Consider the following 22,770-nt stretch of genomic DNA (forward strand, 5'->3'; position numbering starts at 1 on the left):
TATGAAACAGGATTATAGATTAAATGATATTGGTTTAATAAATAGAGACAAAAAGATTTCTTTTAAATTTAATGGTAAAAAATACTTTGGTTATGAAGGGGATACGCTGGCTTCAGCCTTATTAGCTAATGGAGTTCATTTAATTGGAAGAAGCTTTAAGTATCATAGACCCAGAGGCTTTTTTGGAGCGGGAGTGGATGAACCTTATGCAGTTGTCCAACTCTATAGAAATAATGAAACTGAACCTAATGTAAAAGCTACAGAACAAGAGTTGTTTGAAGGCTTAGAAGCTAACAGTGTCAATTGCTGGCCAAGTGTTAATTTTGATATTGGAGCTATAAATAATTTTCTAAAAATATTTTTACCTGCAGGATTTTATTACAAAACTTTTATGTGGCCCAAAAGCTTTTGGTACAAAGTTTATGAACCTTTTATAAGAAAAGCGGCAGGACTTGGGGTAGCATCAATTAAACATGATAAAGAGAGATACGAACATAAATATGAGTACTGTGATTTACTAGTTGCAGGTTCAGGACCTTCTGGTTTAGCAAGTGCATATGCTGCAGCTAAAAATGGTGCCAGAGTTATATTAGCAGAGGATAAACCAAGGTTTGGTGGATCATTGTTAACTAGTGAAGTTAATATTGGTAATCAATCAGGAAAAGAGTGGGCAGATAATATAATTTCAGAACTTAAAGAATTGCCCAATGTTATTGTTAAAAATAGATCTCAAGTATTTGGTTATTATGACCACAATATGCTCGTGATGTCTGAAAAATTAAGTGATCATTTGCCTAATACTAAAAAATATAATCCTAAACAAAGATTATGGTATATCAGAGCTAAAGAAGTTGTAATTTCATCTGGATCAATTGAAAGACCATTAGTATTTGGAAACAATGATACACCAGGTGTGATGTTGTCTTCAGCAGCAAAAGAATATTTAAAAGTCTACGGGGTTTTAGTAGGTAAAAAACCATTAATTTTTACTAATAATGATAGCGGATATGAAACAGCTATAGAATTTAAAAAAAATGGAGTTGATCCAGTTGTTTTAGACACGAGAAAAGAACTAAAATCTGAAATTATAGATGAAGCAAAAAAATTAAATATTCAAATTAAATTTTCTTACGTAGTTGTTGCAGCCAAAGGATATAAAAAAGTTAAATCTGCTGAGGTTGCTAAAATTTCAGATGATAAAAAAAAATTAGGAGCTTTAGAAAATATTAATTGTGATTGTATTTGTGTTTCAGGCTTTTGGACTCCAACAATACACTTAGCTTCCCAATCAGGAAATAAAACAACTTTTAATAAAGAGATAGATGCATTCGTGCCAGGACTATCAAAACAAAATGAAACAACCTTGGGTGCTGCAAATGGAACTTTCACATTAGAAGAAACTTTAAAAAAATCATTTGAAAGTGGATATGAACTTTCAAAAAAAATTACTAAAAATGAAAACAAAACATCAACCCCAACAGTTATGGAGAAAAAATCAACTACACATGATAAATTTTGGTGTGTACCTTTGCCTAAAGACAAAACATATAAAAGATTTTTAGATTTTCAAAACGATGTAGCAGTGTCCGATGTAGAAATTGCACTAAAAGAAGGTTATCGATCAATAGAGCATGTAAAGAGATACACGACACTAGGAATGGCTACAGACCAAGGAAAAACAAGTAACCTCAACGGTTTGCAACTAGTTTCAAACATCGAAAATAAAATAGTGCCAGAAGTAGGTCATACAACTTTTAGACCTCCATATACACCAGTTACTATTGGTGCAATTGTTGGAAGAGAAATTGGCAAACATTCTAAACCAACAAGAAAATCACCGATGCACACTTGGCATGAAAAAAATAATGCAGTGTTTGTAGATGCAGGTGTTTGGTTGAGACCAAGATATTATAAAATTGGAGAAGAAACTTTATTTGAAGGTTCAAAAAGAGAAGCTAAAAATGTTAGAACAAATGTAGGAGTTTGCGATGTAACTACTTTAGGTAAAATTGATATTAAAGGACCTGATGCAGCAGAACTACTAAATCGAGTTTATACTAATGCTTGGTTAAAACTGCCCGTTGGTAAAGCTAGATACGGTGTAATGTTAAGAGAAGATGGAATTGTTATGGATGATGGAACAACAACGAGGATTTCTGAAAATCATTATCATATGACAACAACAACAGCACAAGCAGCAAATGTTTTATCTCATCTTGAATATTATCTACAACTTGTATGGCCAGAACTAAATGCAAATGTTGTTTCAACTACAGAGCAATGGGCAGGAGCTGCAATCGCTGGACCAAAATCTAGAGATTTATTGCAAAAACTATTTCCAAATATTGATGCTTCAAATGAAGGGTTGCCTTTTATGGGGTATTTAGAGGCTGATTTATTTGGAGTTCATGCACGAATTTTTAGAATTTCATTTTCAGGAGAGCTTGCTTATGAAGTTAATGTAGAATCTGATAATGGAAACTTTATGTGGGAGAAAATAATGGAAATAGGACAAGAATTTAAAATTCAACCCTATGGAACTGAAGCATTATCAACATTAAGAATTGAAATGGGACACATTGCAGGATCCGAACTTGATGGTAGAACTATTCCTTATGACAACTCTTTAGAAGCATTGGTCAGTAAAAAGAAAGACTTTATAGGAAAACGTTCTTTAGATAGAGAAGCATTTATAGCAGACGATAGACAAAAGGTAGTAGGAGTTGTTCCAATTGATAAGAAAACAAGTATCCCTGAAGGATCTCATTTAGTTAAAGACGCAATGGCTCCAATCCCAAATCCTAAATTAGGATATATTTCAGCATCTTGCTGGAGTGTTGAATACGATAATCCGTTTTCCTTAGCAATTCTCAAGGATGGAAAAAATATGATAGGGCAAAAACTATTTGCAATGTCACCTTTAAAAAATAAAACAATACCGGTTGAGATTGTTTCATCACATTATGTAGATCCAAAAGGTGAAAGGGTAAGGTCATGAGCTCAATTTCTGCTTTAAAAAATACTCATATCAAAGGTTTATTTGGTGATCATGAAGGAAAAAATGATAATGAGTTGTTAAAAGTAAGTGAATTAACTGATTTTCTAATTATTCAAATTTTTAAATATAGCAGTTCTACAATAGCTATTGAAAATATTAGGTTAGATAATCTGAACTTAAAAAACGAAGCTCTAAATATAAGCTGTAACACTAATACAAGAATTTTATGGAATGGCCCAAATAACTGGCTTTTAGTTTCTTCAAAAAAAGAAACTATAAAAGAAATTAATGAAAAATTACCAGTAACAGATTTTGCTATAACAGATATATCTCATAGCAGAGCAATAATTCAAATAGAGGGAAACAATACAAAAGAGATTTTAAAAAAGGGATGTCCTTTTAATTTTAATGAATTAAAAAAAGATACATGTTTAAATTCAATTTATAACGGAATGTCGGTTACAATTGATATGTTAGAAGACAATCCAGATAAAGTTAGAATGTTCACATTAAGAAGTTTTGGAGAATCCTTTTACCATTCAATTACTGATGCTTGCTTAGAGTTTGGCTATAAAGGAGTTTAAAAATTTATTGCTTTCTTGTTGCTATATAAACACCAAGAGTTGCCACAGCAAAACCAATTAAATCTAGATTATTTAATTTTTCATTTAAAAATAACCAGGCCATTATTGCTGTAGTTGGTGGTATTAAAAAAAATATAGAAACAGTTTTACTTGCTGAGTTATTTTTAATTAAAAACATTAAGATTGTAAATGCTCCAAAAGACACAAGAAATATTTGATGACTCATTGCTATTAAGAATGTGGATGTAAAATTAATATAAGGTTCACTAAAAATTAAAATGATTATTATGTGAAAAGAACAGCCACCTATTGCTTGATACATGTTGCTGACAGACAAAGGTAAATTGTTGCTTATTTTTTTTTGCCATAAAGTAGATGTTGTAATCGCCAGAAGAGCAACAAAAGATGCTACCACTCCAAAAACAGGAAGGCTTGATCCAATATCAAAACCTAAAACTAAAGCAGCACCAATAAATCCGAGGATAACTCCAATCCATTGTATAAAAGTAACTTTTTCACCTAAGAATTTTCCTGCTAAAGCATTAGTTAAAATTGGCTGCAAGGTTACAATTAATGCAGCAATACCAGTGGGCATTCCAATTGAAACTGAATAAAAAACACCCCCTAAATAAACACCATGAAAAAGTACTCCACTCAAAAGTGACTGCAGAAGGTTTTTCGAGTTAGTTAAAATTTTTTGTTTTGCATAAATTGAAAAAATAAAGAAACCAAATGCTACCACAAAAAATCTAAAGGCTAATGCAGCAAAAGGATCACTGTTATCTATTATTGGTTTTGTTGTCACAAATGCTGAGGACCACAAAATAATAAAAATGAATGGGAAAATTTTAACCATATCAAGGTTATAGGCCATATTTAATAGCAATATTAGGGATTAATATGCAAAATGAACACTTTCTCTCTTGAGTTGTGCTTTTAAATACTTAGGATCAAGAGGGAGAATGATGAGTCTAAAAAAAATATTTGCTGGATTATTTTTGCTATTTTTTCTTAATGGGTGTGTACAAGGTACAGCTTTATTGGGACCAGCTTATACATTGGCTAGTAATGGTAATATCTATCAAGCTGGTCTTACATATGGATCGAACCAAGCAATTACAAAAATTACAGGAAAATCTCCTACTGAAAATATAAAAAGTTTTACAGATAGAAAAAAATCAAAAATTGATGAAGAGCAAAACTATGATGAGTTTATTGCTTTAGTAAAAAATAAAATAGAAAAAACAAGTAAAATTATTAATTTAGCTAATCAGTAATACCCAATAAAAGTTGCTCTGATTGCCCAGTTTCTTTGCACCAAAGTTCATAACTTTCACACATACGCCATAAGAATTGGTTTGCTCTATTAGATACATCAATGAGAGTATTATTTTCAGTCTCGTAAAGTTTAGGAATTTTAATTAAATTTTTAACAGTCATATCTTTTTGAATTTTTAAAAGTTTGATGGTTTCATCTGGTATTTTTTTTCCAGTATCTTTGTCTAAATATTCATTTTTTTTTAATTCACTAAACCATTCATCATGTAATGCGCCAGTACTTAATTTTGCAAATTCATTAGTTTCCATGAATTTATTAATAGCTTGTTTTACATCGATTTCTGGATATTTGTTTTTTTCGATGGAAACATAAGAGTAAATAATTTCAGCCATATATATAACATATGGCTTTTTGACTTTTTCGCTCATTTTCTATTTTTTATATTTTGCCATACATGAGTTAGCCAATATTAAATTAGGATCAAGATACAATTTTGAAACTTTAGCATTTTGTAGAGATTTATAAGCAAAAATTGCTATAGGTATCTCAGTACATCCAAGTATTATTTTTTTACACTTTTGTTTAATTAAATATTTAATTGCAGGTTTGATAGTTTTTTCTGCCAATTTTATATTCCCCATTTTTACATGTTTAATAGTTTTATTTACTGAACTTGCTTGTAAATTATTTGAAGGTTTAATTAACACAAAATCTTTTTTAAAAATCTTATCATAAATCTCTGTTTTTAAAGTTCCTTCTGTTGCAAGAAGTCCAATTTTAGAATTTTTCTTACAACTCTTTTTTGTTTGTGTAAAAACTTCTTTAGGCATGTTAATGACAGGTATCTTGATTTTTTTTTTTAAATCTTCATACCAATAGTGTGCAGTATTACAGGGTATCACAATAAATTTGCACCCACTTTTTTCTAATGATTTACAACCCTCTAACAAACTTTTTAAAACGCTATTGTATTTTTTTGTATTTTTGGAATTCCTTGGAATTGTAGATAATAATTTAGTTTGAACACCTATAGATTCTGGTCTTCCAGGAATATTTGACTTGTTATAAAGCATGAATAGAGGGTATTCTTGATCACTTTTTCCTCTATTTAACATTGCAAGTTTATTGCAAAAATCAAGCCCTGCTTGAGTTCCCATTCCACCTAAAATTCCAATCATAAATATATATTTTTTATTAAATTTATTTAATATTTCCTAAAGAGGTTTATTGATACCTCTCATAAAAACTAAAATTAAGCAACCATCTTTAGTATAAGACGAATGTGTTGAGCCTGGTTCGAAAGTAACAAAATCACCTTTTTTAAAAATCTTATTATCTGGATCAGTTAATTCACCTTCTAACATCAAAAACTCCTCAAAACCCGTATGAACATGGGGCAAACTTTTTGTATTTGGCTCCATCTTTAAAAGATAAGTTCCATTACCACCATTTTCTTTATTATAACTTATTTTATGCCAACTCATTCCAGGCACAACTACCCCATAATTATCAAATGGAGTGAATTCAACATTATAAAGGTCAGTTATTTTTCTACTTGTCATGCTTGTTAGTTACTTATTATTAAATTGTTATATCTGATGATTATTAATAAAATATAAATATGCAAGATATATTTATTGAAGATGTTGGAAGTGGTGCTCCACTGGTATTAGTGCATGGTTTTTTAGGATCCTCTGAAATGTGGACTTTACAAACTGACTTTTTTAAAAATAATTTTAGAGTTTTGGCTCCAGCACTACCTGGTTTTGGAAAAAGTAATAAAGTTAAATCATGCAATTCAATTGAAGATATGGCCAAATCTATATTGACATCTTTAGAAAAAAAGAAAATAGAACGCTTTTATCTATTGGGTCACTCAATGGGTGGCATGATTGTACAAGAAATGGTTAAGTTAGTAGGTGAAAAAATCTTAAAGTTAATTTGTTATGGTACAGGACCAAGAGGGAATATGCCTGGTAGATTTGAAACTATAGATGTTTCTAGAGAAAAGCTAAAAACTAATGGACTGGATAATACAGCTTATAGAATTGCAAAAACATGGTTCATTGAAGAGGATAAATCTAAATATTTTTACTTATGTGAAGAGGCGGGAAAGCAAACTTCTTTAGAGGCTGCAGACAATGCTCTTGTTGCTATGAAAAATTGGAGTGGTATTAAAAATTTAAAAAATATTAAGAACGAAACTTTGATAATTTGGGGAAATCAAGACAAAGCATATAATTACAATCAAGTAGAAACTTTAAAAGAAAATATTATAAATAGCGATCTTAGAATAGTTGATGGCTGCTCTCACAATGTTCATTTAGAGAAGCCAGATGAATTTAATTCAATAGTAAGTAATTTTCTTAAAAAAAACTGATTGGTATTGGCTGAAATATTTAGCTAAATAATTAAAAAATTAATTTAATTAAAAAATTGCAGCCAATAAAAAGTGTGAAAATTATGCAGTTTTTAAATTTACTGCAGAAGGACCTTTAGGACCATCTTCAACATCGAAAGTCAAAGCTTGACCTTCATCTAAACCATTCATACCAGCATCTCTTACAGCTGAAACGTGAACGAATACATCTTTTTCTTTATCTTCTCTTTCAATAAAACCAAAACCTTTAGTTGGATTGAACCATTTTACTTTTCCTTGTAGACTCATATTTATCTTCTTACTTTTTATTATGTTACTTTTTATTACTTATAATTAAGTAATTATCGCTTTGTTTAGATTTATAGAGGTTTTGTCAACAAAAAATAGAATATTTATCTAATTTAAACTTTTTTAGTTGTTTATTAGCATGCTCATATAAACCGAATTGATGTCTTCTTTGTAGTGCGAGAAGGGCCCAGTAACTTTAAATCCAGATTGGGTAAAAAGTTTTCTAGCATTTTTAAAGAAAACACCTGATCCAGTTTCCAGGCTTAATTTCTTAATATTTAACTTTTTAGCCTCAAAAATTAGGTGATTGATAACCTTTATTCCATTACCTTTGCCTCTAAATTTATCATTAACTCTGATAGATTTAAACTCACCATGCTCTTTATCTAAAAATTTAAGAGCTCCGCAACCCATTAACTTCTCATCTTCCCATAAGCTCCAAAATTTTATAGTAGGATTTTTTAATCCTGCGATATCAAGTACATGAGCACTTCCCTCTGGTGATACAGATCTCAGTTCTATAAAATGCTTAACTAAAAGTGAATTAACCTCTGGATGATCAAAATTACCTTCAATTGATTTTAACATGAAAATTTTTTAACTAATTAAAGTTGTTAAGTGGCCCATTTTCCTTTTTTCTTTAATTTCTTTTTTTAAATAGTCAAAGAAAAATTCATTTTCAGCATATTTTTTGTCTCTATAATTAATTATTTGATTTCCAATTATATTTAACATTCGGGCATCAGAAATTTTTTTAATAGGTAGTTGATCTAATTTACAAACAGCTCTTATATGATTTTCAAACTGACTAATATTATAGGCATTAATAGTTAAATGGCCAGAGTTATGCACTCGTGGTGCTATTTCATTTACATATAAATTTTCATTTCTGTCTATGAAAAACTCAACACACAAAGTTCCCACATACTTTAGTTCTTCAGCAATTTGTGTTGCCCATAATTTTGATTGTTCTAATATTTTTTCATTAATCTCTGCTGGTATTTTAGAGCTTCTTAAAATTTGATCTTCATGTACATTTTCAATAGGTTCATATATTTCATATTTTCGAACATCAAATCTTGTAATAATAATTGAAATTTCTTTTTTGAGTTTGACTAATTTTTCTAAAACATAACCTTTTGAATAATCAATATTCAGAGAATTTAAAGCTTCTAAATTTTGAATTGGATGTTGGCCTTTACCATCATACCCCAAAGTTACAGTTTTAAGAATTCCAGGCAAAAGATCCTCAACAGACTCTATTTCAGATTTTTTTTCAATTGAAACGTATCTTGTAGTTCTAATATTCAAATTATTAATGAAATCTTTTTCTGCTAATCTATGTTGAATTATTCTATTAACTGAAGGTTTTGGCAAAACAGGTTTAATCTTATTGATTTCTTTTAGTGTCTCATAAGGAATATTTTCAAATTCATAAGTAATAACATCAACTTTGCTAATGAATTCTTTAATCTTATTTTGATCATTATATTCTCCATGAAGAAAATCATTTGCAAATTGTTGGGCAGGAGCGTCTACATCATCGCAAAAAATTACAGTTTTAATTTCTAATTTTTTTGCTGCAACTGCTAGCATGCTACCTAATTGACCTCCGCCTATTATTCCAAGAGTTGGTTTAAACATATGTAAATTATTTAGGTTTTTTTTTAACAGCTTTACTTTGACTTGAGCGCCATTGATCTAATTTTTTTTTTACAACAAGATCATTTATTCCAATTATAGATGCCGCTAATAACGCAGCATTAATTGCACCATCCTCACCAATTGCTAAAGTACCTACTGGTATACCTTTTGGCATTTGAGCTATTGATAAAAGACTATCTAGTCCTTTAAGTTTTTTACTTTCAATTGGAACTCCTAAAACTGGTATTGATGTAAGTGCAGAAATCATTCCTGGTAAATGAGCTGAACCACCAGCACCAGCTATAATAACCCCTATATTATTTTTTTCCGCATCTTTAGCGTATTGATACATTCGATCTGGTGTTCGATGAGCTGATATGATTTTAGTTTCATATTTTATATTTAATTTTTTGAGCGCTTTTTCACAAAATATCATGGTTTTAAAGTCAGATTGACTACCCATTACAATTGATACTTTTTTTTTATTATTTTTGCTCATTTAATCTAATTCCATCTTAACTTAAATTGTTATTTCAAATTAAGCTAAATAATTCAATAAAATTAATAGAATTTATTCAACTTATTGATATTCTTTATAACAAATAAAATCATTATGAATTTCAAAATTGATAACTTGCAATACTGCAATTGGTCTAGAGAAGTTTTTCAAATTAATAGGGAAGCAGGTCTTGATGCGATACACGTAACTATTGTTTATCATGAAGATTTTGATGAGTTAAAAACAGTGGTTAAACAATGGGAAGATCATTTTACAAAAAATTCAGACCTTATATTTCATGGTAAAGATTTTAAAGATATTGAAAAAGCAAAATTAGAAAATAAAACGGCAATATTTTTTGGTTTTCAAAATTGTTCTCCTATAGAAGACGATATTAGCTTAGTTGAAAAGGTATATAATCTTGGCTGCAGATTTATGCAATTAACTTATAATAATCAATCGTTACTAGCCACAGGCTGTTATGAAAATACAGATAGTGGAGTAACAAATTTTGGAAGAGAAGTAATTAAAGAAATGAACAGACTGGGATTTGTAATTGACATGTCTCATTCTGCGGAAAAGAGTACAATTGATGCAATTAAAATAAGTGAAAAACCAATTGCAATCACTCACGCCAATCCATCATTCTGGCACCCAGCAAAAAGAAATAAATCTAATGAACTTTTAAAAATTTTATCTGAAAATAAAGGAATGTTAGGACTGTCTCTTTATTCACATCATTTAAAAAATGGCAAAAATTGTACGCTAGATAGTTTTTGTGAAATGGCAGCAAAAACTGCTGAAATAATGGGAGCAGAATATATTGGAATTGGCTCTGATCTTTGTTTGAATCAACCAGACACTGTTGTTGAGTGGATGAGAAATGGTACCTGGACAAAAAATAGAAATTATGGAGAAGGTTCTAAAAATAAACCAGGTTTTCCTGAGCAACCAAAATGGTTTTTAGATGCAAGAGGTTTTAAAAATATAGAAGCTGGCCTTAAAAAAGTTGGCTTTTCAGAAAATGAAGTAAACGGAATTCTAGGAAATAATTGGTATAATTTTTACAAAGGTCTGAATTAATGAATGTTGAGCTAAGAGATCCCAATGTAGTAATGAAATTATCTAGACTTGGATCATTTCATCAATCTAAACTTTCATTTTTAAGAAGTTTTTTAAATGAGTTTAAAGACTGGGATTATAAAAGAGATTTATTTGAATTAAATGAGAAAGGGTATGGAACAGCAGTTTATTCATTTAAGAAAAAAAATAGAGTGTATTCCTTAATCTGTTTTGCTAATGAATTAGACGAAAGTGAAAGATCAGACAGAGTAATTGCTACAAAGTGGGACGCAGCCTTCACACTTCATGATGGTGTTCCTACAAAACAAGATATTGAACGTTTAAGAAATGAAGTGCCAAAGCAAGAATTTGGAAGGCTTTCTTTTAAAGAATTAACACTATCCAGAGCCAATAAATCAGTTAGAGTTTTTAATCATGTTGTTGAAAACTTAAGTGAGGGCAAACAACCTGATAAAAATTTACTAAATAGTGTCGGATATTTATATAGAACTACAGCAGTTTATGGGTCAGGTAAGTTTGGGTTAGCAGATAGATTTAGAATTAAAGATAGAGAAGAAATATATGGACCTTTTAGACTGGAAATGATGTTGGTTTATTTAGTTCGACAATTTACTTTTGATCAAGTCAATCATGTTGCAAAAACTAAAAATCCAAAAAAAGCTGTAAAGCTTGATGAAAATATTTGTAAAAGTTTAGGTATTGGAAATTCAACTGGACTTGGCATGGCCCCATTTATTGTTAATCATCCAACACTTTTAAATAATTGGATATCAGCAAGAGAAATTGCTCTAAAAAAAATAAGAGAAATAAAAAAAGTATCAAAAAAAGATCAGAATATTTTTTTAGAATGTTTAAAAAAATCAATAAAAAATATTACTTCTTGGAATACTGAGAGTGAGTATCAAATAAATAAGATTAAGTCTTTACTTGAAGATTTAAATAGACTTATTTTGTTTTTAGATCAAAATTTTGATTTTGATCAAGATTATGCTTTTAATGAATTGTACTCGCATTTAGAAAAGAAATATTGTGAGGAATGTATTGAGTATGTTGTTTCAATGATGATGGAGCCATATGATGATATTGTCTCATCACTTATTAAAGGAATGAGCTCAGAGGAAGAAAATTACTTTAATATTCCAACTGATAGAACTGTAGAAGAATTAAGAAAAATTATAGAAAATAAATATCCAGATATTTTAGATTTAGATTTCTCTAAAGATGAAAATAATTTAAATTTTTGGTTTATATCAAAAAATAAAGAGGAGCCAAGATTAGCAAATAGATTTGATGAAATGGGTGCAGAATTAGAGCAGCCTCTTGCAATCGCTCGAGATATTAAACGATTATATGAAGTATTATTAGAAACTAATAATAATTGGACTATTGCTAAATTTTTATCAACCAATAACGAATTGAGACATGTTATTAGAAGGGCATTTATAGTTGAAAAATTTCCTTATTCAGAAATACAGGATAATACAATTGGTAAAACAATTGTACCAATTGATATGTTGAGATTAAAATTGTCATTTTTTGGGGCTTTAAAATTTGATCCACGCTCTGATAAATGGTTAAGAATATGCATGTTTCAAGGCGCGCCCTTACCAGAACAATTAAAAAACTATGACGAGTATTGGGTTTATAATTAAAGAAGATGAAGTCTTTAAGTGAAATTGAAACTGTTTCAAAAAGAGCAAGTAGAGCTGCCGGTTATTCCTGGGGCATTGCAGAAGAAGTTGCAAAGAATATAAGATTGCTCGAGATTTTCAATCTGCCTGGAATTAAAAATCTTAATAGTTTTTTTAAGAAAAAAAAAAATTAAGCCTTGATATGATTAGTATGATTAATCAAGACAACATAGCAAATAGAGACGGATATTGTCCAATAATTGCTGGAGTAAATGTTTTAGATCAAATTAAAACTTTAGAAAATTTAAACCAGATAAACTTTAAAAAGGTACTCTATCCTTTACTTTTCTTACCATTTATAAGTCGAGCTACAGCAGTAATTGGAAAAAGAATTTTCTTAAAGATTGATGATAAAGAGTTTCTATTAAACTTTAATAATAATATTTATTCAAATTATACAAAAAATGAAATTATTGAGAATGCTGACAATATTTATTTTAAAGTTATTGAAAATAGAGATTCCTTTAATATTGAAGAATGGAATGAACTTTATAAACTTTCAGAGGAAACATTTGTTGAAGAAAATGAGTCATTAAAACAAAGTGGAGCTGGTGCTGGATTAACAGATAACGATTAGCTATCTAATTTCACTCATTGCTTTAATATGAGATGGCCTTGTTTCACAACATCCACCTAAAATAGTAGCACCATCATCTTTAAATTTTTTAACAAATTTAGCCATAAATTCAGGTGTTAAATCTTTTCTTTGACCTAAAAACTCATTTGGATTTCCTGTTTTGCTTTTATTATAGTGATTAGTATATCCATTTTTGGGCTTGGTTGTTTCAAATGCATTAAACTTAAATCCAAAAGGAATACCCAAATTTCTAACCTCTTCCAAATTTTTAGAAAAATTTTCAGGTGAAATACAAGACAAGATTACCCCAAGTAAATTTTTGTGGTCAATATTATTTATAATATCAGATATTTTTTCACCACTTGGAAGATTGACACCCTCAGATATGTGCGCACCCATCAGATAAGGTTTTTTGAAATTCTGGATTGCTTCAATTGCTAGTTTGAATTCTTTAACACTTGATAAAACATCTAAATAAAAAAAGTCAACATATGGATCAAGTAATTTTGCTTGATCATAAAAATTTTGTTTAATTTCTTCATCTGCTCTCGTATCTTCTTCGTAAGTTAAATATTGAGGTGGAAGACCCCCGGCTATAAAAATATGTGGAAATTGTTTTTTAGCTTTTTGAGCTATCTCCCCAGCTTTTTTATTTAGGTATTCAAATTTATCCTCAACTTTATTATCACGTAACCTAACCCTTCTAGTTGTAAAAGTTGTGGTAACAATAACTTCAGCTCCAGCTTTAATAAAATCTAAATGAGTATCTAATAATAGCTGATGATATTCTTCTTTAAGTAATGCATTAGCACTCCACAATGTTCCATTAGGCTTCATACCACGAGCTAATAATTCTTGCCCCATACCACCATCTAGAATTCGTGTTGTTTTAAAAAAATTAATATCCATTCTTACTCCTTACTTTTTTAGTGCTTTGGCTTTATGCCAGGTGCACAATATAGTCCAACTACCTTTACCAATTATCTAATGATTTCCTTTTTAGCAGTTAGTACCTGCAATATGGATCAAATCGGTTAGTGTATTTATATATCTAATAGACTGATTAGTAAATCACTTCTTAAATAATATTTTAGCATTAAATGAAAAAGATCTTCTCTCACCATCAACATTAAATGGGTAAGCTGTGTGCATTAAATAATTGGGAAAAATTAATAAATCCCCTAATTTAGGGTTTAAATTGTAGATGCTTTTACTTAAAAAATTTTTCTGACCATTGATAAAATCAATAGTTCCATTAGTTTTAATCTTTTTATTCTTAAGAAATTTATTTTGATTCATATCTTTTGGGATTTTAAGATAGCCAACCCCTGATAATTGTCCTCCATGATAATGAATGGGGTTATACTCATTTTTTAATTGTCTTACTACCCATAGGTTAATTATCTTAATTTCTTTAATTTTTTTAACTTCTGACTTATCAAGATAAACTTTGATATTTTTTATTATTTCTTTAGACAAATTTTTATTAACTATTGTTTTAGGTATCTTAATTTCACTCTTAATTTGACTTGCTAGTTTAGAACTATAATCATTTTTTATAGATGATTGGGTCTTATCAACGTGATTATTTAATATACTAATAATTTTTTTGGATAACTTTGTTTTTCCTATAGTTGGTCCAAAAGCTCTAAATGTTTTCATATTTTATCTATAATAATTTAATACTTCCGTTATGCAAACAACTTCAATCCTATTCGAATAGCGACAAATATGACAAGTGCTGATGTCACTAGAGCCAACATTCTTGCAGGAAAAATTTTAAGATTTAAATAATTTCCTAGTTGACCGCCTATTAAAACAAGCAGAAATAAAGGCCAATAATCGTAAAGCCCATTTATTGTTGATGACTTTGTAGATTGACCAGCAAGACCTGATAGAGAATTAATCAGTATGAATAATGATGCGGCAGTTGCAATATTTTTTACTTTATCTGCTCTAATCAATAACAATATGGGGCTTAAGAAAATTCCACCACCAATTCCAACTACACCAGACACAAATCCAATAGATGCGCCTATTAATGATGATAACATTTTTGGTATCTTTTTATAAACTTCAATCTTTTGATCAAAAGATTTAAATTTCACAAGAAGTAGAGCTCCTGCTAGTGTTAAGACTACAAAAAGTAAAATTTCAAAAATTTCTTTATTTATTGATAAAGAGCCACCTATAAATGCAAGTGGTACAGATGATATTAAAAATGGGGCAAGGATCTTAAGATTAATATTTCCAGCTTTAATATAATTAATACAATTTCCTGATACGACAATAATATTACAAAAGAGGGCAATTACAGGAAAGATTAAGTAAGGAACATCCCAAATTAACAGAAGAGCTAAATACGTAGAACCACCACCAAATCCAACACTAGAGTATAAAGTTGCTGTTAGAAGAAATAAAAATGATAATATAATCATAATAATTATTTTAAATTTATGATTGTAAATATAGCACTTTTAACTGTTACGGACACCAGAACTTTTGAGAATGATAAGTCAGGTGCGATCTTAGTAAAAAAAATAGAGGAGGCTAAACATAAATTGGTAGATAGAAAAATTTGTAAAGATAACAAGGAAGAGATTATTAAAATCATTAAAGATTGGATCAATCAATCTGATATAGACGTTGTAATTACAACAGGTGGCACTGGACTTACGGGTCGAGATATTACACCAGAGGCAATAAACGAGATAGCTGACAAACATATTCCAGGTTTTGGAGAGGTGTTTAGAACGATAAGTTTAAAAACAGTTGGTACATCTGCCATTCAATCTAGAGCTTGTGCTGTACTGGCTAACGGTAAGTATGTGTTTGCTTTACCAGGATCTTCAGGTGGGGTCACGGATGCCTGGGATGGAATTTTAAAACACCAGTTAGATGTAAATCATAAACCTTGTAATTTTGTAGAGTTATTTCCAAGACTTAAAGAAAAATAATTATTTTTGATATTTTTCTTTCCACTCAGAATAAGGCATACCATACACATGCTCACGTGCATCTAGGTCTGAAATTTCAACGCCTCTTTTCTCAGCTTCTTCTCGATACCATTTTGATAAACAGTTTCTACAAAAACCAGCAAGGTTCATAATATCTATATTTTGAACATCTTTTCTCTCATTTAAATGTTTAAGTAGTCTCTCAAAAGTAGCTGATTGTAATTCTTGTTTTTTATCTTTAGTCATAAATAAAATATTAGACACATTTTAATTAAGCACAAGATGTAGGTTTAATTCAATCGTTGGTAGAAATAAAATTTTTATAAAAGTAGATCCTACGCAGTTTCTTTGGTTAAATTAATTATGGCGACTAAAAAGAAAAAAAAAGCCAAAAAGAAAAAAACTAAGGCCAAAAAGAAAAAATCTAAGTTGGTCAATAGATCTAGAAAAATAAAAAAAAATAAAAAAGTTGTGACCAAAAGGTCTGCGACTAAGAAGCGTTCTAAAAATTCTAGAATAAATAATACGCTAAAAAATAAAAAAACAAGAAAGGTAAAAAAGATGAGTACAGAAACAATCAAAGCTGGGAAGTCTCCTTTACTGGATACATCTCACCTTAAAGTTAAATTTCCTTTTAAAGAGCAATATGGAAATTTTATAGGGGGTAAATTCGTTAAACCAAAATCAGGTAAATATTTTGATAACGTAAGCCCAATTAATAATGAAGTTATTTGCTCTGTTCCAAGATCTGATGCTAAAGATGTTGATGCTGCTTTAGATGCTGCACACGCTGCATTTCCTACATGGGGAGTTACTTCAATAACTGAAAGATCAAACATGCTGCTTAAAATAGCAGATGTAATTGAAAAAAATCTAGAACTATTAGCTACTGCTGAGTGTTTAGATAATGGAAAGCCAATTAGAGAATGTATGGCAGCAGATTTACCATTAGTTGTTGATCACTGGAGATATTTTGCTGGAGTAATAAGAGCAGAAGAAGGTTCGGTCGCTGAGATAAGCAATAGTGAATATTCTTATCATATACCTGAACCTCTTGGTGTAGTTGGTCAGATTATACCATGGAACTTTCCATTGTTAATGGCAACATGGAAACTTGCACCAGCACTTGCTGCAGGTAACTGTGTAGTTCTAAAACCAGCTGAACAAACACCAGCGTCTATCTTACTTTTAATGGAACTTATTGGAGACTTATTACCTCCAGGAGTTGTTAACGTTGTAAGTGGCTTTGGTCTTGAGGCCGGTAAACCATTAGCTTCATCTAAAAGAATTAGAAAAATTGCTTTTACTGGTGAGACAACAACTGGACGTTTAATTATGCAATATGCATCACAAAACTTAATTCCAATAACTTTAGAATTAGGTGGAAAATCTCCAAATGTTTTCTTTGAAGATGTCATGGATCATGATGACGATTTCTTTGATAAGTGTATGGAAGGATTTGCAATGTTTACTCTTAACCAAGGTGAGGTTTGTACTTGCCCTAGTAGAGCGCTAGTTCAAGAGTCTATCTATGATAAATTTATGGAAAAAGCTGTAGCTAGAACTAAAGCTGTTAAACAAGGAAATCCTTTGCAGATGGAAACTATGATTGGTGCACAAGCATCGGTAGAACAAATGGAAAAAATAAAATCTTATTTAGATTTAGGTAAGAAAGAAGGTGCCAAAGTTCTATGTGGTGGAAATGTTGCGAAAGTAAATAGTGGTCTTGAAAAAGGTAACTACATTGAACCAACTATCTTTGAAGGAAAAAACTCTATGAGAGTTTTTCAAGAAGAAATTTTTGGACCAGTAGTTTCAGTTACTAAATTTAAAGATGAAGCGGAAGCATTAGAAATTGCTAACGATACTCTTTATGGGTTAGGTGCTGGTGTATGGACTAGAAATGGTAACATAGCCTATAGAATGGGAAGAGGAATCCAGGCAGGAAGAGTTTGGACTAATTGTTACCATGCTTATCCGGCTCATGCTGCTTTTGGAGGTTACAAACAATCTGGTATTGGTAGAGAAACCCACAAAATGATGCTTAATCACTACAGACAGGTGAAAAATTTACACGTGTCTTACAGTGAGAAAAAATTAGGCTTCTTTTAACAGATATATTATAATGGCCCGTATTAAATTACGGGCCATATAAATATGAAAGTTACAGCGACACCTTCTGCTTTAAAGCTTATTGAAGATTTAAAAAAAGATCACGGTAAAGAATTGCTATTCCATCAATCAGGCGGATGTTGTGATGGTAGTGCTCCAATGTGTTATCCATCTAAAGAATATCAAGTAGGACAAGATGATTTAATGATAGGTAAAATAGGTGGCATTCCTTTTTATATAAGTGAAACACAACATGAAGCTTGGAAAAATACAGATTTGATAATTGATTGTGTTAAAGGTATGGGTGGAATGTTTTCTCTAGATAATGGTACTGGTAGAAGATTTTTAACTAGATCTGAGATCTGTATTCCCGAAGATACTACGATAAATTAAATTTCTTTAAATTTATTCTGAATAAAAGAAGAATAATTAAGATAATTAAAAATATTAAAGGTTTAAAAAATATTGTTTTTGATAACCAAATAAAGTGCAAAACTCCAAAAATTGAAATTACATAAACTAATCTATGTAGTTTTTTCCAATTTTTTTTTAAAATTCTAACCATTTTATCTGATGAAGTTATCGCTAAAGGGATTAGTAATAACCAAGCAGAAAATCCTATAAAAATAAATTTTTTTTTCAAAACATCATCAATTAATGGTTCAAAATCAAACCTATAATCTAGACCAACATAACTAAGCATATGAACCGAAGCATAAAAAAATGCAAACAAACCCAGCATCCTTCTAAATTTTATCCACTCTAAGGAATTTGTGATTTTCTTAAGAGGTGTCATTGAAAGAGTTAAAAGTACAAAGATTAAAGTCCATTCTCCAAAATGATTTACAATCCTATCAACAGGCTCAGGACCTAATTTATTATATATTAATTGATAGGTGATTATATAAATTGGCCAAAGTGATAGTAAGAAAACAGCGGGCTTGAAATAATTTTTCAATTTATCTAATAATTTTTTTTAAGGTCCATACCACTATAAAGATGAGCAACCTCATCCCCATAACCATTGAACATTAAAGTTTCTATTCTTGGAGCTAATATACTTTCCCCAATTACTCTTTCTGTGGATTGAGACCATCTTGGATGATCCACTTCAGGATTTACGTTTGAGTAAAAACCATATTCTCGTGGTGAAGCATTTTTCCAAGCAGTATTTGGCATATTTTTTGTTAATTTGATTTTGACAATTGATTTTGCACTCTTAAAACCATACTTCCACGGAATAAATATTCTTAAAGGTGCACCATTTTGATTTGGTAGTGACTTGCCGTATAAACCAGTTACAACAGTTGTTAGAGGATGCATTGCTTCATCTAATCTCAAACCTTCAATGTAAGGCCAGTTTAAAACAGGATATCTCTGTCCAACCATCTCTTCTGGATTATAAACTGTTTCAAATTCTACAAACTTTGCAGTTGATTTAATCTGAACTTTGTTAAGTAGCTCACTTAATGAAAAGCCTAACCAAGGAATTACCATAGACCAACCTTCAACACATCGAAGTTTTAGGATTCTCTCTTCAGATTTGATATCTAGAATTTCCTCTATTGGAAGTTCAATTGACTTTTCAACTTCACCTTCAATTTTAACAGTCCAGGGTCTGGTAGTAAAATTTTTTGCTCGTCTATAGGGATCACCTTTGCCGGTACCAAATTCATAGAAATTGTTATATGTAGTTATATCTTTATAACTAGCTGGCTCATTTAAATTATTTGCTTTAGCATTAATTAGTGGAACTGAACTAAAGGTAAGTGCACTCAAACCATAGCCCATAGACTTTATAAAAGACCTTCTTTTGTTATAAATTTTTTCTGGAGTTATCTCTGAATATCTAAACTTTTTCATTAGCAATAGGATTTCCTTTTAACCATTCACTTTCTTCATTTTCATAATGTTCTTTTTTCCAAATCGGAGATCTTTTTTTAATTTCTTCAATTATATATCTTGAGAGTACATAAGCTTGATCACGATGTTTGCAAGCAACTGCGATAATAATACTTATTTCACCTAATTTTAGATGACCTTTTGCATGTTCAATAAATACAGCTTTATCTTTAATATCAAGTTTTTGATCTGTTTCATTATAAATTTCTTCAAAACTTTTGATCACCATTTCGTCATGGCTATCATAAGTAATTCCAATAACTTTTTTATTATCATTAATGCTTCTTACAGTACCTAAAAAATAAATTGATGCTCCAAACATAGAATCTTTAATAAATTTTTCAGCGTTTGAAGTTAGTATTTTATCTTTTTTATAATCTACTATTTTTGTATGAAGCATTAGCCTCCTCCGATAGGTGGTATAATACCAATCTTTTGATTTTTTGTGATTTTATAATTGTCGCTAATTATTTCATTATTTTCAGAACAAAAAGCAGAAGATTTTACAACTTTAATGAAGTCTTCGTTACCTTGAAAATTTTTGTCTATATATTTGATAATTTCATTCCTTAAATCATCTATTGAAGCTTTATCTTTAATATCTAATTCTAAGTGATCTTTATCACTAAAATCTCTACTAGCTCCAAATAATTCTAATTTGATTTTCATTTTTTTAATTTAGATGAAAATTTTAAGTCTTTACCTTTAAATTCAGATTTATTTTTACTAATAAAGCCATTCATAATCTTTACTTTTTCTTCCTCAAATTCAGCAACTTTTCTTTCATTAAGATCTACATATAAAGCTAGAATTTCAATTGTTGAGGCTAGGAATTTTTTTTCTTTATGTATCATTTCCATTTTATATTGAAGTCTTTTTTTATCATGATCAAAAAAAACACAATTAATATCAACCTCATCATTTAGTTGGAGTTCTTGATTGTAAGTTATATGAGACTCTACAATCATTGTACTTTTCTTAGTTGTCTTTGCAGAGTGTTCACCCATTTTAAACATATTATTTAGAGTATCAGCACCATATTTATCAAACATTAAAAGATAATATGAAACATTCATATGATTGTTATAATCAATCCAATCCTTGATAACTTTTTGAGAACTTAAATAAACAGACATTAAATATTAAAAAATATTTTTAAGAAATTCAGGTAATCCATCTGGATTAGTCCACAATCCACTTTTTCCACCTTCTTTAATTAATAACTTAACATTATCAATTTTAAGATGAGGATTTACTATTTTACTTAAATCATAAATGGTTATTAATGCAGCATTAACTCCCATGATTGCTTCCATCTCAACACCTGTTTTAGCTACCGCTGACACAACACAAAAAACTTCCAATGAGTTATCATCTTCATTCATAATAATTTTTGTTGCCGTGTGATCAATTGCTAGTGGGTGACACAAAGGAATTAATTCACTAGTTTTTTTAACACCCAGTACAGCTGATACTTCTGCTAATGCAATGGGATCACCCTTAGGCATTTTCTTATTTTTGATTAAATTAAAAACTTCTATTCCAACATAAATTTTTCCAGAAGCCAAAGCTCTACGGAATGTTTCTTTTTTAGATGAAACATCAACCATATTAAAAGAGTTTTTTTGAAAAATTTCTTTTGCCCAATCTTTTAATTTTTCTTCATTTATAATTTTTAAGTTTTTCATTTATCCCCCGGTACTTGATAAATTAGGAGTAATTCCAGTATCACCTAATTCTAAATAATGTGACTCTTTTTTAAGATGCAATTGTTTTATAATAAGATTTACAAGTTCATCTTTTTGAGCATCGTCTTGCAGCAAATGTCTAATACTAATTCCAGTATTACCAAACAAACATAATCTCAAATCACCTCTTGAGGTAATTCGCAATCTGTTACATGTTTGACAAAAATCTTTAGTGTAAGGAGCAATTAATCCAAATTTACCTTTAAATTCTGGATGTATAAAATTTAATGAAGGGCCTGCGTCTTTCCCATAAGTTTGAGGGATCCAATTATTTTTCTCTAAATAATCTTTGAATAAATTAGAAGAAACATGATTTTTCTTAAAATATTCAAAATTATCACCAGTTTGCATTAATTCTATAAATCTAAAGTCAATTTTGTTATTTTTAATAAAATTTCCAAATTTATTAAACTCATCAGGGTTATCATTAACACCCTTAAGTAAAACAGCATTAATTTTGATATTTTTAAAATTTAATTTTTGTAAAGTCTTTATGCCTTCTAAAATTTCTTCAAGCCTATCATGTCCTGTTAGTTTTTTAAAAGTTTGTCTATTTAAACTGTCTATACTAATATTTATTCCATCTAAGCCAGCTTCAGATAATTGTTCTGCAATTTTGTCCAAACGATAACCATTAGTCGTCATTGTTACTTTGGGAATATTTGAATTTTGTTTCATATCTTTAAGGATATCAAAAAAATCTTTTCTAACTGTTGGCTCTCCACCAGTTAATCTAATTTTACAAACACCTAATTCAGATAATGCTTTTGTTAATCTGGATATTTCTTCAGCAGACATAAAGCTTCTCGTGTCTCCAGGTGTTTTTTTATAACCTTGAGGCAAGCAATAAGTGCAGCTGTAATTACACACATCTGTAATCGATAATCTTATGTAGGGGAATTTTCTTCCAAAAGTATCAGTTAGTGCTTTCATCTAATTTTAATTACATTATTAAATTGAAACATTAAAACATATTTGTTAGATAATTGAGACAAAATTTTATAAGATCAATTCTATATTTAGCAAAT

General features: G+C 29.8%; 30 protein-coding genes and 1 riboswitch. Of the genes, 11 read left to right on the plus strand and 19 right to left on the minus strand.

All coding sequences use genetic code 11. From position 1 onward, the window contains the following. Nucleotide 1: 1 nt before the first annotated feature. On the plus strand, nt 2-2,998 hold the full coding sequence (locus AC5SLL_RS01590) for a sarcosine oxidase subunit alpha family protein (protein ID WP_494586823.1): 2,997 nt from the start codon (nt 2-4) through the stop codon (nt 2,996-2,998). Then, a complete protein-coding gene (locus AC5SLL_RS01595; RefSeq protein ID WP_494586824.1) occupies nt 2,995-3,582 on the plus strand; it encodes a sarcosine oxidase in 588 nt (195 codons plus the stop codon). The genes AC5SLL_RS01590 and AC5SLL_RS01595 overlap by 4 nt, the downstream gene beginning before the upstream one ends. Nucleotides 3,583-3,586: 4 nt before the next feature. Here the strand turns inward: AC5SLL_RS01595 and AC5SLL_RS01600 are convergent, their stop codons facing one another. Next, complete coding sequence (locus tag AC5SLL_RS01600) at nt 3,587-4,438, minus strand: DMT family transporter (protein WP_494586825.1); 852 nt, start codon at nt 4,436-4,438, stop codon at nt 3,587-3,589. A gap of 106 nt (nt 4,439-4,544) precedes the next feature. Between AC5SLL_RS01600 and AC5SLL_RS01605 the strand changes: the two genes are divergently transcribed. Then, the gene (locus AC5SLL_RS01605; RefSeq protein ID WP_494586826.1) at nt 4,545-4,859 is read left to right on the plus strand and encodes a hypothetical protein; all 315 of its coding nucleotides are present in this window, start codon (nt 4,545-4,547) and stop codon (nt 4,857-4,859) included. On the opposite strand, the gene AC5SLL_RS01610 is transcribed toward AC5SLL_RS01605, so the two are convergent. From AC5SLL_RS01610 to AC5SLL_RS01620, 3 genes are read right to left on the minus strand one after another with little or no spacing between them, the layout of a single operon-like run. After that, nucleotides 4,849-5,289 (minus strand): hypothetical protein, encoded by a 441-nt coding sequence (locus tag AC5SLL_RS01610; protein ID WP_494586827.1) that lies wholly within the window; start codon nt 5,287-5,289, stop codon nt 4,849-4,851. The genes AC5SLL_RS01605 and AC5SLL_RS01610 overlap by 11 nt on opposite strands. Before the next feature lie 3 nt (nt 5,290-5,292). Then, nucleotides 5,293-6,039 (minus strand): aspartate/glutamate racemase family protein, encoded by a 747-nt coding sequence (locus AC5SLL_RS01615; protein WP_494573458.1) that lies wholly within the window; start codon nt 6,037-6,039, stop codon nt 5,293-5,295. A 36-nt stretch (nt 6,040-6,075) separates the two neighbouring features. After that, on the minus strand, nt 6,076-6,423 hold the full coding sequence (locus AC5SLL_RS01620) for a cupin domain-containing protein (RefSeq protein WP_494586828.1): 348 nt from the start codon (nt 6,421-6,423) through the stop codon (nt 6,076-6,078). A gap of 59 nt (nt 6,424-6,482) precedes the next feature. On the opposite strand from AC5SLL_RS01620, the gene AC5SLL_RS01625 reads away from it, so the two are divergent. Next, complete coding sequence (locus AC5SLL_RS01625; RefSeq protein WP_494586829.1) at nt 6,483-7,241, plus strand: alpha/beta fold hydrolase; 759 nt, start codon at nt 6,483-6,485, stop codon at nt 7,239-7,241. 81 nt (nt 7,242-7,322) lie between these two features. Here AC5SLL_RS01625 and AC5SLL_RS01630 read toward each other — a convergent pair whose 3' ends face one another. From AC5SLL_RS01630 to purE, 4 genes are all read right to left on the minus strand, one after another. Next, nucleotides 7,323-7,529: a cold-shock protein gene (locus AC5SLL_RS01630; protein ID WP_008545539.1), complete on the minus strand. Its 207-nt coding sequence runs from the start codon at nt 7,527-7,529 to the stop codon at nt 7,323-7,325. A gap of 123 nt (nt 7,530-7,652) precedes the next feature. Next, nucleotides 7,653-8,117, minus strand: a complete 465-nt coding sequence (locus AC5SLL_RS01635; protein ID WP_494586830.1) for a GNAT family N-acetyltransferase — start codon at nt 8,115-8,117, stop codon at nt 7,653-7,655. 9 nt (nt 8,118-8,126) lie between these two features. After that, nucleotides 8,127-9,173: a 5-(carboxyamino)imidazole ribonucleotide synthase gene (locus AC5SLL_RS01640; RefSeq protein WP_494586831.1), complete on the minus strand. Its 1,047-nt coding sequence runs from the start codon at nt 9,171-9,173 to the stop codon at nt 8,127-8,129. Between the two features lie 7 nt (nt 9,174-9,180). Continuing rightward, nucleotides 9,181-9,672, minus strand: a complete 492-nt coding sequence (gene purE, locus AC5SLL_RS01645) for a 5-(carboxyamino)imidazole ribonucleotide mutase (RefSeq protein WP_494586832.1) — start codon at nt 9,670-9,672, stop codon at nt 9,181-9,183. A gap of 114 nt (nt 9,673-9,786) precedes the next feature. On the opposite strand from purE, the gene AC5SLL_RS01650 reads away from it, so the two are divergent. Genes AC5SLL_RS01650 through AC5SLL_RS01665 form a run of 4 tightly spaced genes read left to right on the plus strand, consistent with a single transcriptional unit; the run spans nt 9,787 to nt 13,023 of the window. Continuing rightward, nucleotides 9,787-10,755, plus strand: coding sequence for a membrane dipeptidase (locus tag AC5SLL_RS01650; protein ID WP_494586833.1), 969 nt, complete (start codon nt 9,787-9,789; stop codon nt 10,753-10,755). Next, nucleotides 10,755-12,407, plus strand: a complete 1,653-nt coding sequence (locus AC5SLL_RS01655) for a hypothetical protein (protein WP_494586834.1) — start codon at nt 10,755-10,757, stop codon at nt 12,405-12,407. The genes AC5SLL_RS01650 and AC5SLL_RS01655 overlap by 1 nt, the downstream gene beginning before the upstream one ends. Before the next feature lie 5 nt (nt 12,408-12,412). Further along, nucleotides 12,413-12,580: a DUF3726 domain-containing protein gene (locus AC5SLL_RS01660; RefSeq protein WP_494573466.1), complete on the plus strand. Its 168-nt coding sequence runs from the start codon at nt 12,413-12,415 to the stop codon at nt 12,578-12,580. A gap of 8 nt (nt 12,581-12,588) precedes the next feature. Continuing rightward, complete coding sequence (locus tag AC5SLL_RS01665; protein WP_494586835.1) at nt 12,589-13,023, plus strand: DUF3726 domain-containing protein; 435 nt, start codon at nt 12,589-12,591, stop codon at nt 13,021-13,023. On the opposite strand, the gene AC5SLL_RS01670 is transcribed toward AC5SLL_RS01665, so the two are convergent. From AC5SLL_RS01670 to AC5SLL_RS01680, 3 genes are all read right to left on the minus strand, one after another. Next, nucleotides 13,024-13,932 (minus strand): homocysteine S-methyltransferase family protein, encoded by a 909-nt coding sequence (locus AC5SLL_RS01670; protein ID WP_494586836.1) that lies wholly within the window; start codon nt 13,930-13,932, stop codon nt 13,024-13,026. Between the two features lie 9 nt (nt 13,933-13,941). Next, nucleotides 13,942-14,005, minus strand: a riboswitch (SAM riboswitch). An 89-nt stretch (nt 14,006-14,094) separates the two neighbouring features. Further along, complete coding sequence (locus AC5SLL_RS01675) at nt 14,095-14,685, minus strand: 2OG-Fe(II) oxygenase family protein (protein WP_494573469.1); 591 nt, start codon at nt 14,683-14,685, stop codon at nt 14,095-14,097. A gap of 29 nt (nt 14,686-14,714) precedes the next feature. After that, nucleotides 14,715-15,461 (minus strand): sulfite exporter TauE/SafE family protein, encoded by a 747-nt coding sequence (locus tag AC5SLL_RS01680; RefSeq protein ID WP_494586837.1) that lies wholly within the window; start codon nt 15,459-15,461, stop codon nt 14,715-14,717. Between the two features lie 18 nt (nt 15,462-15,479). Between AC5SLL_RS01680 and moaB the strand changes: the two genes are divergently transcribed. Beyond that, a complete protein-coding gene (moaB, locus tag AC5SLL_RS01685; protein WP_494586838.1) occupies nt 15,480-15,980 on the plus strand; it encodes a molybdenum cofactor biosynthesis protein B in 501 nt (166 codons plus the stop codon). On the opposite strand, the gene AC5SLL_RS01690 is transcribed toward moaB, so the two are convergent. Beyond that, nucleotides 15,981-16,226 (minus strand): DUF1244 domain-containing protein, encoded by a 246-nt coding sequence (locus tag AC5SLL_RS01690; RefSeq protein ID WP_494580397.1) that lies wholly within the window; start codon nt 16,224-16,226, stop codon nt 15,981-15,983. A 315-nt stretch (nt 16,227-16,541) separates the two neighbouring features. On the opposite strand from AC5SLL_RS01690, the gene AC5SLL_RS01695 reads away from it, so the two are divergent. Continuing rightward, complete coding sequence (locus AC5SLL_RS01695) at nt 16,542-18,092, plus strand: aldehyde dehydrogenase family protein (protein ID WP_494573773.1); 1,551 nt, start codon at nt 16,542-16,544, stop codon at nt 18,090-18,092. A 45-nt stretch (nt 18,093-18,137) separates the two neighbouring features. Continuing rightward, complete coding sequence (locus AC5SLL_RS01700) at nt 18,138-18,485, plus strand: DUF779 domain-containing protein (protein WP_494580398.1); 348 nt, start codon at nt 18,138-18,140, stop codon at nt 18,483-18,485. On the opposite strand, the gene msrQ is transcribed toward AC5SLL_RS01700, so the two are convergent. From msrQ to moaA, 7 genes are read right to left on the minus strand one after another with little or no spacing between them, the layout of a single operon-like run. Continuing rightward, the gene (gene msrQ / locus AC5SLL_RS01705; RefSeq protein WP_494573475.1) at nt 18,472-19,050 is read right to left on the minus strand and encodes a protein-methionine-sulfoxide reductase heme-binding subunit MsrQ; all 579 of its coding nucleotides are present in this window, start codon (nt 19,048-19,050) and stop codon (nt 18,472-18,474) included. The genes AC5SLL_RS01700 and msrQ overlap by 14 nt on opposite strands. 5 nt (nt 19,051-19,055) lie before the next feature. Beyond that, nucleotides 19,056-19,955, minus strand: a complete 900-nt coding sequence (msrP, locus tag AC5SLL_RS01710) for a protein-methionine-sulfoxide reductase catalytic subunit MsrP (protein WP_494586839.1) — start codon at nt 19,953-19,955, stop codon at nt 19,056-19,058. Beyond that, nucleotides 19,942-20,394: a molybdopterin synthase catalytic subunit gene (locus AC5SLL_RS01715; protein ID WP_494586840.1), complete on the minus strand. Its 453-nt coding sequence runs from the start codon at nt 20,392-20,394 to the stop codon at nt 19,942-19,944. Before AC5SLL_RS01715 ends, msrP begins: the two co-directional genes overlap by 14 nt. Further along, nucleotides 20,394-20,663, minus strand: a complete 270-nt coding sequence (locus tag AC5SLL_RS01720) for a MoaD/ThiS family protein (RefSeq protein WP_494573478.1) — start codon at nt 20,661-20,663, stop codon at nt 20,394-20,396. The genes AC5SLL_RS01715 and AC5SLL_RS01720 overlap by 1 nt, the downstream gene beginning before the upstream one ends. Continuing rightward, entirely contained in the window at nt 20,660-21,130 is a 471-nt protein-coding gene (locus tag AC5SLL_RS01725) for a thioesterase family protein (protein WP_494586841.1), read from the minus strand. Before AC5SLL_RS01725 ends, AC5SLL_RS01720 begins: the two co-directional genes overlap by 4 nt. A 6-nt stretch (nt 21,131-21,136) precedes the next feature. Beyond that, nucleotides 21,137-21,682 (minus strand): cyclic pyranopterin monophosphate synthase MoaC, encoded by a 546-nt coding sequence (gene moaC / locus AC5SLL_RS01730; protein WP_494586842.1) that lies wholly within the window; start codon nt 21,680-21,682, stop codon nt 21,137-21,139. Then, the gene (gene moaA, locus AC5SLL_RS01735; RefSeq protein WP_494586843.1) at nt 21,683-22,675 is read right to left on the minus strand and encodes a GTP 3',8-cyclase MoaA; all 993 of its coding nucleotides are present in this window, start codon (nt 22,673-22,675) and stop codon (nt 21,683-21,685) included. It abuts the gene before it with no gap. Nucleotides 22,676-22,770 lie beyond the last annotated feature (95 nt).

Source organism: Candidatus Pelagibacter sp. PS_43, assembly GCF_059417795.1.

Bases quoted from the DNA above. Each gene is read 5' to 3' on its own strand.
- AC5SLL_RS01590 (WP_494586823.1), top strand. From the start codon at position 2: ATGAAACAGGATTATAGATTAAATGATATTGGTTTAATAAATAGAGAC.
- AC5SLL_RS01595 (WP_494586824.1), top strand. From the start codon at position 2,995: ATGAGCTCAATTTCTGCTTTAAAAAATACTCATATCAAAGGTTTATTT.
- AC5SLL_RS01600 (WP_494586825.1), bottom strand. From the start codon at position 4,438: ATGGTTAAAATTTTCCCATTCATTTTTATTATTTTGTGGTCCTCAGCA.
- AC5SLL_RS01605 (WP_494586826.1), top strand. From the start codon at position 4,545: ATGATGAGTCTAAAAAAAATATTTGCTGGATTATTTTTGCTATTTTTT.
- AC5SLL_RS01610 (WP_494586827.1), bottom strand. From the start codon at position 5,289: ATGAGCGAAAAAGTCAAAAAGCCATATGTTATATATATGGCTGAAATT.
- AC5SLL_RS01615 (WP_494573458.1), bottom strand. From the start codon at position 6,039: ATGATTGGAATTTTAGGTGGAATGGGAACTCAAGCAGGGCTTGATTTT.
- AC5SLL_RS01620 (WP_494586828.1), bottom strand. From the start codon at position 6,423: ATGACAAGTAGAAAAATAACTGACCTTTATAATGTTGAATTCACTCCA.
- AC5SLL_RS01625 (WP_494586829.1), top strand. From the start codon at position 6,483: ATGCAAGATATATTTATTGAAGATGTTGGAAGTGGTGCTCCACTGGTA.
- AC5SLL_RS01630 (WP_008545539.1), bottom strand. From the start codon at position 7,529: ATGAGTCTACAAGGAAAAGTAAAATGGTTCAATCCAACTAAAGGTTTT.
- AC5SLL_RS01635 (WP_494586830.1), bottom strand. From the start codon at position 8,117: ATGTTAAAATCAATTGAAGGTAATTTTGATCATCCAGAGGTTAATTCA.
- AC5SLL_RS01640 (WP_494586831.1), bottom strand. From the start codon at position 9,173: ATGTTTAAACCAACTCTTGGAATAATAGGCGGAGGTCAATTAGGTAGC.
- purE (WP_494586832.1), bottom strand. From the start codon at position 9,672: ATGAGCAAAAATAATAAAAAAAAAGTATCAATTGTAATGGGTAGTCAA.
- AC5SLL_RS01650 (WP_494586833.1), top strand. From the start codon at position 9,787: ATGAATTTCAAAATTGATAACTTGCAATACTGCAATTGGTCTAGAGAA.
- AC5SLL_RS01655 (WP_494586834.1), top strand. From the start codon at position 10,755: ATGAATGTTGAGCTAAGAGATCCCAATGTAGTAATGAAATTATCTAGA.
- AC5SLL_RS01660 (WP_494573466.1), top strand. From the start codon at position 12,413: ATGAAGTCTTTAAGTGAAATTGAAACTGTTTCAAAAAGAGCAAGTAGA.
- AC5SLL_RS01665 (WP_494586835.1), top strand. From the start codon at position 12,589: ATGATTAGTATGATTAATCAAGACAACATAGCAAATAGAGACGGATAT.
- AC5SLL_RS01670 (WP_494586836.1), bottom strand. From the start codon at position 13,932: ATGGATATTAATTTTTTTAAAACAACACGAATTCTAGATGGTGGTATG.
- AC5SLL_RS01675 (WP_494573469.1), bottom strand. From the start codon at position 14,685: ATGAAAACATTTAGAGCTTTTGGACCAACTATAGGAAAAACAAAGTTA.
- AC5SLL_RS01680 (WP_494586837.1), bottom strand. From the start codon at position 15,461: ATGATTATATTATCATTTTTATTTCTTCTAACAGCAACTTTATACTCT.
- moaB (WP_494586838.1), top strand. From the start codon at position 15,480: ATGATTGTAAATATAGCACTTTTAACTGTTACGGACACCAGAACTTTT.
- AC5SLL_RS01690 (WP_494580397.1), bottom strand. From the start codon at position 16,226: ATGACTAAAGATAAAAAACAAGAATTACAATCAGCTACTTTTGAGAGA.
- AC5SLL_RS01695 (WP_494573773.1), top strand. From the start codon at position 16,542: ATGAGTACAGAAACAATCAAAGCTGGGAAGTCTCCTTTACTGGATACA.
- AC5SLL_RS01700 (WP_494580398.1), top strand. From the start codon at position 18,138: ATGAAAGTTACAGCGACACCTTCTGCTTTAAAGCTTATTGAAGATTTA.
- msrP (WP_494586839.1), bottom strand. From the start codon at position 19,955: ATGAAAAAGTTTAGATATTCAGAGATAACTCCAGAAAAAATTTATAAC.
- AC5SLL_RS01715 (WP_494586840.1), bottom strand. From the start codon at position 20,394: ATGCTTCATACAAAAATAGTAGATTATAAAAAAGATAAAATACTAACT.
- AC5SLL_RS01720 (WP_494573478.1), bottom strand. From the start codon at position 20,663: ATGAAAATCAAATTAGAATTATTTGGAGCTAGTAGAGATTTTAGTGAT.
- AC5SLL_RS01725 (WP_494586841.1), bottom strand. From the start codon at position 21,130: ATGTCTGTTTATTTAAGTTCTCAAAAAGTTATCAAGGATTGGATTGAT.
- moaC (WP_494586842.1), bottom strand. From the start codon at position 21,682: ATGAAAAACTTAAAAATTATAAATGAAGAAAAATTAAAAGATTGGGCA.
- moaA (WP_494586843.1), bottom strand. From the start codon at position 22,675: ATGAAAGCACTAACTGATACTTTTGGAAGAAAATTCCCCTACATAAGA.